The organism is Agrobacterium sp. LEGMi-208b, assembly GCF_059511785.1.
The window spans coordinates 2778308-2792104 of record NZ_CM183445.1 but is presented as its reverse complement, the minus strand read 5'-3'; the positions used below and the strand labels follow the sequence as shown (position 1 = coordinate 2792104).

Annotated in this window: 18 protein-coding genes and 2 tRNA genes; 10 read left to right on the top strand and 10 right to left on the bottom strand. The window is 59.1% G+C overall.

Features of this window, described 5'->3' with window-relative positions; genetic code table 11:
• Positions 1-84 precede the first annotated feature (84 nt).
• Together AC5YUO_RS13675 and AC5YUO_RS13670 are read left to right on the top strand one after the other, a co-directional pair.
• A complete protein-coding gene (locus AC5YUO_RS13675; protein WP_004442353.1) occupies positions 85-663 on the top strand; it encodes a cold-shock protein in 579 nt (192 codons plus the stop codon).
• The gene (locus tag AC5YUO_RS13670) at positions 663-1145 is read left to right on the top strand and encodes a DUF192 domain-containing protein (protein ID WP_496153670.1); all 483 of its coding nucleotides are present in this window, start codon (positions 663-665) and stop codon (positions 1143-1145) included. The genes AC5YUO_RS13675 and AC5YUO_RS13670 overlap by 1 nt, the downstream gene beginning before the upstream one ends.
• Before the next feature lie 60 nt (positions 1146-1205).
• Here the strand turns inward: AC5YUO_RS13670 and AC5YUO_RS13665 are convergent, their stop codons facing one another.
• Positions 1206-1454 (bottom strand): BON domain-containing protein, encoded by a 249-nt coding sequence (locus AC5YUO_RS13665; protein ID WP_003522642.1) that lies wholly within the window; start codon positions 1452-1454, stop codon positions 1206-1208.
• 213 nt (positions 1455-1667) lie between these two features.
• On the opposite strand from AC5YUO_RS13665, the gene AC5YUO_RS13660 reads away from it, so the two are divergent.
• Both AC5YUO_RS13660 and AC5YUO_RS13655 read left to right on the top strand, forming a co-directional pair.
• Positions 1668-1937, top strand: a complete 270-nt coding sequence (locus AC5YUO_RS13660; protein ID WP_003522644.1) for a DUF982 domain-containing protein — start codon at positions 1668-1670, stop codon at positions 1935-1937.
• Positions 1938-2149: 212 nt separating this feature from the next.
• A complete protein-coding gene (locus AC5YUO_RS13655; protein WP_496154865.1) occupies positions 2150-3292 on the top strand; it encodes a ceramide glucosyltransferase in 1143 nt (380 codons plus the stop codon).
• Positions 3293-3345: 53 nt separating this feature from the next.
• Here the strand turns inward: AC5YUO_RS13655 and AC5YUO_RS13650 are convergent.
• Positions 3346-3422 (bottom strand) — tRNA-Pro (locus tag AC5YUO_RS13650).
• Between the two features lie 266 nt (positions 3423-3688).
• On the opposite strand from AC5YUO_RS13650, the gene AC5YUO_RS13645 reads away from it, so the two are divergent.
• Together AC5YUO_RS13645 and AC5YUO_RS13640 are read left to right on the top strand one after the other, a co-directional pair.
• Positions 3689-3994, top strand: a complete 306-nt coding sequence (locus AC5YUO_RS13645; protein WP_400816768.1) for an ETC complex I subunit — start codon at positions 3689-3691, stop codon at positions 3992-3994.
• Positions 3995-4042: 48 nt separating this feature from the next.
• Positions 4043-4119, top strand: a tRNA-Arg gene (locus tag AC5YUO_RS13640).
• 130 nt (positions 4120-4249) lie between these two features.
• Here the strand turns inward: AC5YUO_RS13640 and AC5YUO_RS13635 are convergent.
• Together AC5YUO_RS13635 and AC5YUO_RS13630 are read right to left on the bottom strand one after the other, a co-directional pair.
• Complete coding sequence (locus AC5YUO_RS13635; RefSeq protein ID WP_496153669.1) at positions 4250-4645, bottom strand: hypothetical protein; 396 nt, start codon at positions 4643-4645, stop codon at positions 4250-4252.
• Between the two features lie 432 nt (positions 4646-5077).
• Complete coding sequence (locus AC5YUO_RS13630; protein WP_496153668.1) at positions 5078-5233, bottom strand: hypothetical protein; 156 nt, start codon at positions 5231-5233, stop codon at positions 5078-5080.
• 237 nt (positions 5234-5470) lie between these two features.
• Between AC5YUO_RS13630 and AC5YUO_RS13625 the strand changes: the two genes are divergently transcribed.
• The 3 genes from AC5YUO_RS13625 to AC5YUO_RS13615 are packed head-to-tail and all read left to right on the top strand — an operon-like array spanning position 5471 to position 8701.
• Positions 5471-6769, top strand: coding sequence for an efflux RND transporter periplasmic adaptor subunit (locus AC5YUO_RS13625; protein ID WP_496153667.1), 1299 nt, complete (start codon positions 5471-5473; stop codon positions 6767-6769).
• 14 nt (positions 6770-6783) lie between these two features.
• Positions 6784-7503 carry an ABC transporter ATP-binding protein gene (locus AC5YUO_RS13620; protein WP_496153666.1) on the top strand — a complete coding sequence of 240 codons (720 nt, stop codon included), beginning with the start codon at positions 6784-6786 and terminating at the stop codon, positions 7501-7503.
• The gene (locus tag AC5YUO_RS13615; RefSeq protein WP_400816780.1) at positions 7493-8701 is read left to right on the top strand and encodes an ABC transporter permease; all 1209 of its coding nucleotides are present in this window, start codon (positions 7493-7495) and stop codon (positions 8699-8701) included. The genes AC5YUO_RS13620 and AC5YUO_RS13615 overlap by 11 nt, the downstream gene beginning before the upstream one ends.
• Positions 8702-8793: 92 nt before the next feature.
• On the opposite strand, the gene AC5YUO_RS13610 is transcribed toward AC5YUO_RS13615, so the two are convergent.
• Together AC5YUO_RS13610 and AC5YUO_RS13605 are read right to left on the bottom strand one after the other, a co-directional pair.
• Complete coding sequence (locus AC5YUO_RS13610) at positions 8794-9243, bottom strand: DUF6714 family protein (RefSeq protein ID WP_496153665.1); 450 nt, start codon at positions 9241-9243, stop codon at positions 8794-8796.
• Positions 9244-9277: 34 nt separating this feature from the next.
• Positions 9278-9511 (bottom strand): hypothetical protein, encoded by a 234-nt coding sequence (locus AC5YUO_RS13605; RefSeq protein ID WP_496153664.1) that lies wholly within the window; start codon positions 9509-9511, stop codon positions 9278-9280.
• Positions 9512-9687: 176 nt separating this feature from the next.
• Between AC5YUO_RS13605 and AC5YUO_RS13600 the strand changes: the two genes are divergently transcribed.
• Positions 9688-9963: a hypothetical protein gene (locus tag AC5YUO_RS13600; protein ID WP_496153663.1), complete on the top strand. Its 276-nt coding sequence runs from the start codon at positions 9688-9690 to the stop codon at positions 9961-9963.
• Between the two features lie 217 nt (positions 9964-10180).
• Here the strand turns inward: AC5YUO_RS13600 and sufA are convergent, their stop codons facing one another.
• The 4 genes from sufA to sufD form a co-directional block, all read right to left on the bottom strand.
• The gene (sufA, locus tag AC5YUO_RS13595) at positions 10181-10570 is read right to left on the bottom strand and encodes a Fe-S cluster assembly scaffold SufA (protein WP_059760334.1); all 390 of its coding nucleotides are present in this window, start codon (positions 10568-10570) and stop codon (positions 10181-10183) included.
• A 112-nt stretch (positions 10571-10682) separates the two neighbouring features.
• On the bottom strand, positions 10683-11066 hold the full coding sequence (locus AC5YUO_RS13590) for an SUF system Fe-S cluster assembly protein (RefSeq protein ID WP_003507963.1): 384 nt from the start codon (positions 11064-11066) through the stop codon (positions 10683-10685).
• A gap of 38 nt (positions 11067-11104) precedes the next feature.
• Positions 11105-12346 (bottom strand): cysteine desulfurase, encoded by a 1242-nt coding sequence (locus tag AC5YUO_RS13585; RefSeq protein ID WP_496153662.1) that lies wholly within the window; start codon positions 12344-12346, stop codon positions 11105-11107.
• A 166-nt stretch (positions 12347-12512) separates the two neighbouring features.
• Complete coding sequence (gene sufD / locus AC5YUO_RS13580) at positions 12513-13784, bottom strand: Fe-S cluster assembly protein SufD (RefSeq protein ID WP_496153661.1); 1272 nt, start codon at positions 13782-13784, stop codon at positions 12513-12515.
• Positions 13785-13797 lie beyond the last annotated feature (13 nt).

Sequence of the window (13797 nt, the reverse complement as noted above, 5' to 3'; positions counted from 1 at the left end):
CGTGAAACCGTTACCAAGATGTTAATCTGGCGCACAGGAATCAGTTGACCGGTGTATGGCGCGTAATCGAGGGGTTGGCAGGATATGGCTGATAGGATGTCATCGAAAACGATAGTCGATGTCGAGGACCTTTCGGGCGATGCCGTGGACCTGACCGAAATCACCGGCGTCGTGAAGTGGTTCGATGTCGCCAAGGGTTTCGGCTTTATCGTGCCCGACAACGGCACGCAGGATGTGCTGCTGCACGTCTCCTGCCTGCGCCGCGACGGTTACCAGACCATTCTCGAAGGCACGCGCATCGTCGCCCTCATCCAGCGGCGCGACCGCGGCTTCCAGGCTTTCCGCATCCTGTCCATGGATCAGTCGACCGCCGTTCATCCCTCGCAGCTGCCGCCGGTGCGCACCCATGTGCAGGTGACGCCTTCGAGCGGGCTTGAGCGCGCCATCGTCAAGTGGTTCAACCGTACCAAGGGTTTCGGCTTCCTGACGCGCGGCGAAGGAACGGAAGATATCTTCGTGCATATGGAAACGCTGCGCCGTTTCGGCCTGACGGAGCTTCGCCCCGGCCAGGTGGTGCTGGTGCGTTACGGCGATGGCGACAAGGGCCTGATGGCGGCGGAAATCCACCCCGACAACCCGGTTTCCATCGGGATGTCGCATTGATGTCCGCCCTGCCCCATATGGTGAAAAGCGCCATCATGGCGCTTCTTTTTTTCACGCTCGCCGGAGCCGTCCAGGCCCAGCAACAGCAGACATTCACCTCAGAACCGCTGCAGATTGAAACCGCCGGGGGAAAGAGCCACGATTTCACTGCCGAACTGGCGCTGAACAACGCCCAGCGTGAACAGGGCCTGATGTTCCGCAAGAGCATGCCGCTTGAAAACGGTATGTTGTTCGACTTCGGTGAGCCGCGTGACGTCGCCATGTGGATGCGGAACACGCTCATCCCGCTCGACATGCTGTTCATCGCCCGTGACGGCCGCATTACCCATATTCACGAAAACGCGGTTCCGCATTCGGAAGCGATCATCAGCTCCCGCGGGCCGGTAAAATTTGTGCTTGAGCTGAATGGCGGCACTGCGAAACGCTATGGCATCAAGCCGGGCGATATGGTCCGCAGCGCACAAATCGGCAACCGGAAATGACATTGCCGCGTTATTGCGTCTGAAGGAGCCGGACGAGGTTTCGCCCGGCTGGCGCAATGTTCAGTAAACCGGCTCGATATGGCTCAGAATCCGGCAATTGGAAATGGAAGCGGCAAGATTGATGGCGATGTCGATCGCCTCAACCGAATCAGCCGTGCCTTCCAGATAGATCACGTCATTTTCGACAGTCGCCGAAATACGCGACTTCTCGAGACCCGATTCGAAGGCCAGTGCCGAAGTGATCGCCTGGCATACGCCGGCCATGCGGTCTCCGAAGAAGCTTTCCTGAATGCCTGACAAATTGAACATATACGTTCTCCTTCTTATGGACATAACAACGCCCTGAGGGCGGTTTTGTTCATCTCCGGTTCATCTATTTGTTCATCTTCCATTCATCTTGGAAAATTGGAACCCCCCGACCGATCACATTTTAGGTGATCGGGAACCATTTCGTGAGGCGGGCATTTCGCGCATGGGAGTAAAAACCGCCATGAAGGCGTGTGAAACAGGGAGGAGAATGACATGCTGATTAACAGAACGGAGCCGTGTCACCATGCCTCGTGGATGAAGCCGGTGGCGATCCACCTGCCGCTTTGTGTTGCCGTGGAAATTTACAGCCCGCTGGTGGCGCTCGACATGCTGATGTACCGCTGGCCCGAGGAGCACGGGCCGGAATATGAGGAGGCGCGCAGGAACTGCCTCGATGCCATCGCCGGCAGGTGCGACATCGAGAAAGCACGGGAATCGTTTCTCATTGCAAGCAGTCATGCCCATATCCTGAACGTCCACTAAAATTCACTGACCGTCATGATGATTGGGCCCTTCTCCACGGAGGGCTTTTCTTTGCGCGGCGCTGCCGCGACGCCCTGATGCACGGCGCGGCCCTCCTCGCCTGTTGATCATGACATGTAACTGTCACGCAAACGTTATAATCGGCAGGGACGAATTCCATGGAATCGATTGGCGGGAGAACCGCCGAAAGCTTGGGAGTGGAACTGGCCAGCATGGAAACTGTCTTTGCCCTTTGCGCAATTCTGCTCCTCGGCTTCAATCTTCTCGGGGTCATTCTGGCCGGCTGGCGACTGACGAGGCGGGATGCGGAAAACGATCTTGTCCGGCAAAAACCGCCCGTCTCGCTGGTGGTGCCGCTGCGCGGGGTGGAAAACTTCACGCCCCTGACGCTGTCACGCGCTTTTGAGCTCAACTGGCCGAATTACGAGTTGCTGTTTTGCGTCGCCGATGAATTCGATCCCGTGATCGAGGAAGTGCGCAAAGCCCAGTTGGCCTTCCCCACGGTTTCCATGCAATTGCTCATCGGTGACGACCGCATCAGCGCCAATCCGAAACTGAACAATTGCGTCAAGGGCTGGCGCGCCGCCCAACATGAGTGGGTAATTCTGGCCGATTCGAACGTGCTGATGCCGAAATCCTATATTGCCACCATGATGTCGGCCTGGCGGCCCGATAGCGGGCTGGTCTGCTCGCCGCCGCTCGGCTCCCGGCCGGCGGGTTTCTGGGCGCATGTCGAATGCGCCTTCCTCAACGGCTCTCAGGGCCGCTGGCAATATGCGGCTGAGGCGATCGGCATGGGTTTCGCGCAGGGCAAATCGATGTTGTGGAACAAGCCGTTCCTGGAGGACAATGGCGGCATTCGCGCGCTCGCCGCCGAAATCGCCGAGGACGCCGCCTCGACGAAGCTGGTTCGGAGCGCCGGCCGCAAGGTGCATCTGGTCTCCGCCCCGTTCGAGCAACCGCTTGGCCAACGCCATGCCGGCGAAATCTGGTCGCGCCAGACCCGCTGGGCACGGTTGAGACGCGTGACCTTCCCGCAATATTTCGCACCGGAAATCCTGACCGGCGCGCTTCCGCCACTTCTTTTCGCGCTCGCCGCCGCTGCCATGATGGATGTGAACCTCGTGGCAACGGCCTTTGCCGTACTCGCCCTCATGTATGTGCCGGAACTGGCGCTTGCCGCGCTCAATCGCTGGCCGGTATCGCTCCATACGCTGCCGGCCATGATCGCCCGGGACATGATCATGCCCGTCGTCTGGGCGCGCAGCTGGATCGGCAGCGCGGTGGCATGGCGCGGCAATGTCATGACCATCGGCACGGCGGAAAGCACGCTGGCTGGACCGTCAACGGAATAAATCACAGCTATTTGTAAGAGGTTACGCCGGAAAGCTGATGTTTTGCTTTAAAATGGTCGGAGTGGAGAGATTCGAACTCCCGACCCTCTGGTCCCAAACCAGATGCGCTACCAGACTGCGCTACACTCCGCCGAGGCGATGGCTGGGGAATACACGGTTCACCCGAAGTCCGCAACAGGGAAATTCATCTTTGTTCAGCGACGGCCCTGATCGGCGAAACGTGACCGCGAAGCGGCGGGGCGCGATAGGACAGCAAGGGGATAATCGTCTTGACTCTCACCCGAAGTCAGTCCATTTCAAATTCAACGTTCCTGACACGATTTGGTTATTCTATTCAGGTACGTGATGAATAATTCGGGGCGTTTCGCCCCGCTGTCCAACCGGAGCAGTTTCGACATGTCTGCGAAGATTTACCGCCCTGCAAAAACCGCCATGCAATCCGGCAAGGCGAAGACCAATGTCTGGGTTCTGGAATTCGACGCCGAGGTTCCGCGCAAGATCGATCCGATCATGGGTTACACCTCCAGCTCCGACATGAAGCAGCAGCTGAAGCTGAATTTCGAGACGCAGGAACAGGCCGAAGCCTATGCCCAGCGCAAGGGCATCGAATACCGCGTCATCCAGCCGAAGGAAGCGACCCGCAAGGTGGTTTCCTATACCGACAATTTCCGTTTCAACCGCACCCAGCCCTGGACGCACTGAAACACGACGATCAAAGTTTTTGCCGGAGTATCGATTGCCCGGCATGACGGCCCCTTAGCTCAACTGGATAGAGCAACTGCCTTCTAAGCAGTAGGTCGCAGGTTCGAGTCCTGCAGGGGTCGCCATTTTTCTGCAACGCCAGATATGTCCGGATTATCTGAAGGACTCCGAAACTCAGCGCTTGGCACCTCTGGACTCATTCGGTTTACAATCAGCCCCTCATGAGGGGTCAGGCACCTGTCGCAAGGGTGCGGATCAGCTACGCTTCGCGAACAGATTTGGTGCGGCTGCCACAGCCAGTCCCAATGCGGCGGATATGAAGCCGATAAAATCGGAGATCGTTTTCAGCTCACCTTCGAAGCCCATCCCCTGCAGTAATAGGCTTGTTCCGTAAAATAGGGGCAAGACGAACCCGAAGACAGTTATCAGGAATAGCGCAACTCTCTGGACAGCCAGCGTCGTCGGACGCGTTGGTTTCCACCGAAGCAGCAGGATGATGACGGCCAGTGCAGAAATGCTCAAGAAACCGTCGACCACCAACTGAGCGTTCACGTTTATCAGGCTGTCATTCGTCCAAAAGTTTATTCCGGAGACGGATACGAGAAGAAAAAACACGATCGAAACCACGATCGCCTCTGTCTTGCTGGACATGCCTGGGTCAAACACGAGAGCTCCGCAGACGATGCCTACGGTCATGGACAAGGGCAAGAGGAGCATTCGACCCCATTCTCCCGTGTTCGTGTTTTTGGTCACCCCGGATACGGTTGGGGTAATTACGTCTAAGAACCACCAGCCGACCCCAACGCCTAACAGACTAAGCACCATAAACGCACCGAGACTCACCAAAACTCCCACTGCGATAGCCCAAACCGCCCGCCCCATTTTGTCCCCCCGACCGTGGCGCTACTGCTATGCCGAACAATATCGTGGAATCGATCAATATTAAATGACCGTGCTGAGGCGGCTTTATTCAATGACTGAAGATAACTGGCGGCATCAATTGTCGCAAAGCGCCCAGATGCGGGAGGTGACTGCGCTTCCGGTCGTGCAGATTTGCAGCTCATGCGCGCTCGAAAGACGCGCCTACCCCTGCCCCATCAGCGTGAAATACCCCCACGCCACCACGAAAAACGCGATGACAGCCGCAACCGTCAGCGCCTTTTTCGCTTTCGGCCCGAGCGGTTCGCGTGGCTTCTTCGGCGGCACCGGCTTGCGGAACTTCACCACATTGTCGTTCATTTCATCATCGTCCTGGCTGTCGCTGCTGAACCCTCTGCCGTCTCCGTGGCATCGGCCTTTTCAATCCTTATCTCTATCAGACCAGAACTATCATAAATATTACCAAGTTTTCACTTCACCCTTGGGGCAAGCTATGTCACTTCCCACAATCAGAGGAATACACAGCGACAGACGGATGGACAAACCGCAGAGCGGAAACAACCCTCTGTGGTATTTTGAATTTTGCGGGTGACGAGAATGAATGACGCCAATACGAGTGGCCGCGACACGAAAAACAGCCAGCCCGATCTGCGCGAGATTCTGGGAACGAACAGAAACGGCAGAAAGAAAAAGTCGCGCCGCTATCTCTATATCGCGGCAGCCATTGTGCTGCTCGGCGGTGGCGTTGGTTATTATTATCAGTCGCGCGCGGCAGGCGTTGCCTATAACTACACCACGGAAGCGGCCCGTCAGGGTGATCTCTCGGTCATCGTCACCTCCACCGGCTCGGTTCAGCCGACGGATCAGGTCGACATATCGAGCGAATTGTCCGGCACGGTGCGCAAGGTCAATGTCACCTATAACAGCCCGGTCAAGGCCGGAGACGTTCTGGCGGAGCTGGATACCAACAAGCTCGAAGCCGACGTGCAGAGCGCCCGCGCCAAGCTTGCCTCCGCCAAGGCCAATGTGCTGAAGGCGCGCGCCGATCTCGGCTCGGCAAAGACATCCATGGAACGCCTGCGGTCGCTGGTGCAGAACCGGGTTTCCAGCCAGCAGGATCTGGATGCCGCACAATTCACCCACGATGCCGCCGCTGCCACGCTGGAGGTGAACGAAGCGACCGTGCTTTCGGCGGAAGCCGATCTGCGGCTCGCCGAAGTCAATCTCGGCAAGGCCAAGATCGTCTCGCCCATCGATGGCGTCATCCTCACCCGCAGCGTCGATCCCGGCGCCACCGTCGCCTCCTCGCTCAATGCCCCGGTTCTCTTCACCATCGCCGGCGATCTGCGCCACATGGAATTGCAGGTCTCGGTGGATGAGGCCGATGTCGGCAAGGTCGAAACCGGTCAAAAGGCCACGTTTAATGTCGATGCCTATCCCGACCGCAGTTTCCCGGCGGAAATCGAAACGGTTCGTTTCGCCTCCGAAACCGTGTCCAATGTGGTGACCTACAAGGGCATATTGACTGTCGACAATGCGGAACTGCTGCTGCGCCCCGGCATGACGGCGACTGCGAATATCGTTGTCGAAGAAATCAAGGATACGCTGCTGGTGCCGAATTCGGCGCTTCGTTATACGCCGCCGCGCGAATCCGCTTCCCGTGGCGGTGGGTTGATGAGCCTGTTCCGTCCGCCGCGCATGGGCCGTTCGCAGAACCGCGATGCGGGTCAGGCGGCGGCGGGCAAGAGGACGGTCTGGGTGCTGCGCAACAACAATCCGGTCTCCGTCGCCATCGAAACCGGCTCCACCGACGGCCAGCATACCGTGGTAAAATCGGGCGAATTAAAAGCCGATGACCAGGTAATAACCGACGCAACGGCCCGCAACGCCGGCTGACGGAGGAAAACTTGATGCAACAGCCGCCGCTCATCGAATTCCGCGATGTCGTCAAGCAATATGGCCGCGGCGAAGCGACGATCCGCGCGCTCGACGGCGTCAGCCTGTCGATCCGCGAAAAGGAATTCGTCGCCATCATGGGTCCGTCCGGCTCCGGCAAATCCACCTCGATGAACATCATCGGCTGTCTGGATGTGCCGACATCGGGCGAATATCTGTTTCAGGGGGTGCCGACCAGCGGCTTCGACAATGAGCATCTGACGCTGCTGCGTCGCCATATGCTGGGTTTCGTGTTTCAGGGCTTCAATCTTCTCTCCCGCACCTCTGCGGTGGAAAATGTCGAGCTGCCGCTGGTCTATCGCGGCATGAAGGCCTCGGAACGGCGGTCCCGCGCCATGGAAGCGCTGGCGCAGGTGGGGCTCAAGGGCCGCGAGGATCACACCACGCAGGAGCTTTCCGGCGGCCAGCAGCAGCGTGTGGCCATTGCACGGGCCATTGTCACCCGCCCTGCCCTGTTGCTGGCCGACGAGCCGACCGGTAACCTCGATACGAAGACCAGCAACGAGATCATGGAACTGATCACCGCGCTCAACCGTGAAAGGGGCATCACGGTCGTCATGGTCACGCATGAAGAGGATATCGCCGCCCACGCCGGACGCCTCCTGCGCTTCGTCGATGGCCACCTCGCCTCCGACAGTGCCGCGGACAACAAGGAGACATCGGATGTTCTTTGAAACGTCGCGTCTTGCGTTGCGCGCCATCAGCCGCAACCTCCTGCGCTCCTTCCTCACCGTGCTCGGCGTCGTCATCGGCGTGGCCGCCGTCATCGCCATGGTCACCATCGGCAATGGCACGACGGAACAGGTGAAGTCGGAGCTTTCGCGGCTGGGAACCAACATGCTGTTCGTCCGCCCCGGCCAGTTCGGCCCCGGAAGGGCAAGCACCGAAGCCAAGCGCTTCGATGATCGCGATGTCGAGGCCATCCGCAACCAGATATCGGGCATCCGCGCCGTGGCGCCGCAGAACCGCAGCTCCGCCGCGACTGTCATTTTCGGCGGCAAGAACCATCAGACGAGCGTCATCGGCACCACCAATGATTATCTGATCGCGCAGGACTGGACCATCGCACTCGGCCGCGATTTCCAGCCCGCCGAAGATCGCGGCGGCCAGATCGGCTGCATCATCGGGGAAACGGTACGGCAGGAACTCTTCGGCGCGGAAAACCCGGTGGGGCAGACAGTTCGTGTCAGCAACATCTCCTGCCCCGTCATCGGAGTGCTGGCCAGAAAAGGCCAGTCCGGCCTCGGCGACGATCAGGACGACACGATCATCATGCCGCTTAAAATCCACCAGCGGCGCATTGGCGGCACCACCACCATCTCCTCGATCATGGTCTCCGCGCAGGACGGCGTTTCCACCGCCAAGGTGCAGAGCGACCTGCAGAACCTGCTGCGCGAGCGCCGCCGCATCGGCATCGGCCGGGAGGACGACTTCACCGTCAACGACATGACGCAGATCGCGTCCGCCATGACCGGCACGACGACGCTGCTGACCGGGCTTCTCGGCGCGGTGGCGGCCGTCAGCCTGCTGGTCGGCGGCATCGGCATCATGAACATCATGCTGGTTTCGGTGACGGAACGCACCCGCGAAATCGGCATTCGCCTCGCTATCGGCGCGCTGGAAAAACAGGTGCTGACGCAGTTTTTGGTGGAAGCCGTCATGCTGTCGGCCTTCGGCGGCCTCGTCGGCATCCTCACCGGTCTCGGCCTTGCTTATGCCGTCGTCGGTTATCTCAACGTGCCCTTCGTCACCAGCCCATCGATCATCTTCCTCGCTTTTGCCTTTTCGGCGGCCATCGGGGTGATTTTCGGCTATTTCCCGGCGCGGCGGGCGGCAAGCCTGAGCCCCATCGAGGCGCTCAGGCATGAATGAAAGCTGGATTTTAAACAGCAACCGGCTTTTGGGACAATAAACGGAAACCTCCGGTTCTTCCGGGGGATTGGCCAAACCGGTTTCATCGCTCACTAAGGAGCGCGCAGACCCACCCACTCTTCAAGTGCGCGCTCTATGTCATCCTGATAGGACGGCACATTTTCCCTCTCACTGATGGCGCGGAGATACACTTCCACGGCAGTCCGTTGCAAAGGGGTCAGCAAGGAGAATCTCTCCTGGCACCCGCATAGATAGGGTGCGAACTCATGCCTGTAGTCGCCATCGAGATCAGCGATCATATAGGCAGGCAAATGAAATCGCATTCCTTCAGCATCAAGGAAGGCGGGGCTGCCGGAATGTCTGTTGAGGTCCCCTGGCGGGATAGCCGCCCAATCATTCTTCTCATCGCCAGCGCGGCATGTCGCGCGAACCTCATTGCTCGCGTAGTCGTCAAGCGCCTGCGCCTCGGAGAGACCGACGCCTCCACCCAAAGTGACACCCGCAAATGCCGCCCGCACAGCGGCTTTGGCATTCGCAATCATATCGGGTTCCGGCCTGATCAAATAGTCTGCCTGTTCAATGGTGCGTTCCCCCACTCGCGTCGCCATGCACTGTCGGCCAGTCTCCACCCTCAGTCCGTTCGAGCGGGGGGCTATTCAACGCGTCACCCTTGGATACCGCAGATCCCTTTGTCTCCTCCCAGTAAAATGCAAGGCAAACAATACCAACGATCAGCGTCAGGCCAGCCACGACGCTGGCGACGATCAGTCCCATCGTCCAGATATCAATCGAGGCGCTACTGATGTCCATCCCGGTTCACTCCCCACGATCAATCCCGCCAGCGGCCCGAAACGCCTTCCCGGAGCTGGAAGGCATGCGGTTCCGCATCCCCGCCAAACTTCGCAGACTATCCGATATCCTTGCTGATCTTGCGTCAGGGCGTCAATCGGATAGGCTCGCCCTCAAGTTTATCGGATGGAGTTTGGATGTTCAAATCAGTATCGGACAGCGCCGCTGCCGCAGACGGCGGTTCGCTCGCCCTCTTCGTGGAGCGCGTGGACGGGCAGACGGAGCAGTTTGTGATCAATCGCTCCCTCGCGTCACGCGGGACACCCGACTATAACAAAGTCAGCTCAAGCCTTCGGTCACTTGCCGGGGAGGATTGCGGGACGATCGCTGCGGCTCTCGAGCCGCTGTTGATGACGACGCCACCGATTCATCCGCTGGCGGATTTTATCGATACGCTGAGACAGCAGTCATGATCCTTCGAAAGCTGATTTGCGCGGGGCGCAGTTTGCGGAAAAAGAATCTGAAACCTCTCCTCCGTCATCCTCGGGCTTGACCCGAGGATCTACAAACGTCTCAAGCGATTTGACGGGGATGGATCCTCGGGTCAAGCCCGAGGATGACGTCGCGTTTATGGGAACGCTGTGTGCATAAGAATGGTCTGTGTCTCCATCGCAGAGATAGCGCAACCAATCAAACGCTAGCTTCAGCCTCACGCTGCTTCGCCAGCGCCGCCAGATCGGCGGGCTTCAGCTCAACCGATTCACCGCAGCCGCAGGCGGATGTCTGGTTCGGATTGTTGAAGGTGAAACCGGAACGCATCTTGGTCACTTCGAAATCCATCTGGGTGCCGAGCAGATAAAGCACGGCGGAAGGCTGAACCCAGACCTTTGCCCCTTCGAATTCCACAAGATCGTCCTTCGCATCCGGCTCGGTCACGAGGTCGATGGTATATTCCATGCCCGCGCAGCCGCCCTTCTTGATGCCGACGCGCACGCCCCTGGCATCCGGCCCGGAGTTTTCGACGATTGCTTTAACGCGCGAGGCCGCAGCCCCGGTCATGGTCATGATCGCAAAGCCCATGGGCTTAATTCTCCTTCGACAATCGAGTTCAAGGCTCGATGTTTATGGAATTCAATTTAAGTGCACCCGACAATGTCATCAAGAGATGACACCTGTCAAAATCGCGTCAGACTTAATACCAGCCGACGGCGACCTGCGCTTCTTCCGACATGCGGTCCGGTGTCCACGGCGGATCGAAGGTCATTTCGACGGTGACACCGGAAACACCCTCTACGGCACCAACGGCGTTTTCCACCCAGCCCGGCATTTCACCGGCCACCGGGCAACCGGGTGCGGTCAGCGTCATGACGATCTTGACCATCCGGTCGTCCTCGATATCGATCTTGTAGACGAGACCGAGTTCGAAGATATCGGCCGGAATTTCCGGGTCGTAGACGGTCTTCAGCGCCGCGATCACATCGTCGCTGAGGCGTGCCAGCTCATCCGGCGGAATGGTCGATACCTTTTCCTGAGCTTCGGTCGCATCCTGGGTCTTTGCAGTGGCTTCGGCAGTCATGGTCTTAAACCTCAATCCTGATCTCTTTAATCCCGATATCAGGCGAAAAATTTGCGCGCATATTCCAGCGCCTCGACAAGAGAGTCTACTTCGGCGCGGGTATTGTAAAGGCCGAACGATGCCCGGCATGTGGAGGTGACGCCGAAGCGTTTCAAGAGCGGCATGGCGCAATGGGTGCCCGCCCGCACGGCAACGCCGCGCCGGTCGATCACCATCGAGACATCATGGGCATGGATGCCCGCAAGCTCGAAGGAGAAGATGCCGCCCTTGTCAGGCGCATTGCCGATGATGCGCAGCGAATTGATCTCGCGCAGGCGCTCCGCGGCGTAAGCGGCAAGATCGGCCTCGTGAGCAGCAATCGCGGCACGGCCGAGATTGTCCATGTAATCAAGCGCGTAACCGAGGCCGATCGCCTGCACGATGGGTGGCGTGCCGGCTTCGAAACGGTGCGGCGGCTCATTATAGGTGACATTGTCTTCGGAAACGTCGAGGATCATCTCGCCGCCGCCCTGGAACGGCCGCATCTCGCGCAGGCGATCGGCCTTGCCATAGAGCACGCCGATGCCCGAGGGACCGTAAAGCTTGTGGCCGGTCATCACATACCAGTCGCAATCGATATCGCGCACATCGACCGGCATATGAACCGCGCCCTGCGAACCATCGATCAGCACCGGAATGCCGCGCTCATGGGCGATGCGGCATATTTCCTTGACCGGCACGATGGTGCCGAGCGCATTCGACATATGGGTGATGGCAACGAGCTTGGTGCGCTCCGTCAGGCTCTTTTCGAAAGCCTCGATATGGAACGCGCCGTCATCATCGACAGGCACCCAGACGAGCTTCGCACCCTGCCGCTCGCGGATGAAATGCCACGGCACGATGTTGGAATGATGCTCCATGATCGAGATGACGATCTCGTCGCCCTCGCCGATCTTGGGCATGCCGTAACCATAGGCAACCGTATTGATCGCCTCGGTGGAAGATTTGGTGAAGACGATCTCGTCCACCGAACCGGCGTTCAGGAAACGGCGCACCTTTTCGCGCGCCGCCTCATAGGCGTCGGTTGCGGCATTGGAGAGGAAATGCAGGCCGCGATGCACATTGGCATATTCGTTCGCATAAGCATGCGAAACGGCATCAATCACCACCTGCGGTTTTTGAGCGGACGCGCCGTTGTCGAGATAGACCAGCGGCTTGCCATAGACCTCGCGCGACAGGATCGGAAAATCCCGGCGCACGGCTTCGATGTCATAAGGGGCCGCCACTGCGGTCTGGTCCATTTCTCAGGCCCTTTCTTGGTGCTCTTCTGGAGAGCTCCGGGTTTTGCACAGCGTTACCGCCGCTCTACGTCATCCTCGGGCTTGTCCCGAGGATCTATCCACGTGCACGCTTGTCGAACCGGCGTAGATCCTCGGGACAAGCCCGAGGATGACGACGGAGAAGTTGCTAAGCGTGATGCTCCAGCCAGCCGGAGATGATCGTCTCCAGCGCCTCTACAAGATTTTCTTCTTCCAGTTCCTCGACGATCTCGGCGACGAAGGCGTTGACGAGCATCGCCCGCGCCTTTGCCCGCGGCACGCCGCGCGCCATCAGGTAATAGAGATGGTTGTCGCTGATATCGGCAACCGTCGCACCATGGCCGCACTGAACGTCGTCAGCGAAGATTTCCAGTTCCGGCTTTGCCGAGAACTCGCCATCGTCGGACATCAGCAGCGTATTGCACGCCATTTTCGCGTCGGTCTTCTGGGCATCGGGCGCCACCCGGATCATGCCCTGGAAAATGCCCTTGGCACGGTCGAACACCACGTTGCGGAACACTTCCGTCGAGGTCGTGTTCGGCACATTGTGGCCAAGAACCATCGTCACGTCGGTATGGGTTTCGCCACCCAAAAGGTTGACGCCGCGAACGATGAGGTCCGTGCCCTCGCCTTCCACGTCGATACGCAGTTCCTGCCGCACCAGCTTGCCGCCGGCATTGACAATGAACAGGCGAATCTTGGCATCCGCGCCGATTTTCATGCGCAACTGGGCAAGATGGATATCGGCTGCACCCTGTTGCTGCAGGATGATCCAGGTCACTTCCGCGCCGTCTTCAACGACGATGTCGGTAACGGAGGAAACAAAGGCTGCATCCGAAGTCACCGAAAGGTGACGCTCTATGACGGTTGCCTTGGAACCCTTGCCGAAACGAACCGGGAAGCGGCTGTGAACCTGGCCTGCGCCATGGACCGCCTGCAATTCGATCGGCTTTTCGATCTCGGCATCGGCAGGGATATCGAGCACCAGACCATCGCGCACGAAGCTGCCGTTGATGCGGCCGATCGCGTCATCCTTGCTGGCTTCCGCAAGACCTGCGGCCGCGGAACCGTCAGCCAGGCTTTCGGCAAAGCGCGACACGCGGATGTCTTCGATCTTGCCGATATCGGCCGTGCCGTGCTGCATATAGGCAACCAGAGAGCCGGCAACCGTCGGCGCCTGCTTCTCGATGACCGGCGCGGGCCGGTCTTCCGGAACGGCACGCAGCAGGCTCTTCAGATCGGTATAGTGCCACGCCTCGATGCGGCGGGTCGGAAGACCACCGGTCTTCAGATCATCGAACAGCACGTCGCGGGCAGCGACAACGGCACCGTCACCGGGCAATTCGCTGAACTTGGCGGTATAGGCATCGACCAGCGCGGTTTCCGCGGGCGTCAGCCGGTTGGTAGCTTGAATGTTCATGGACATCACCTCC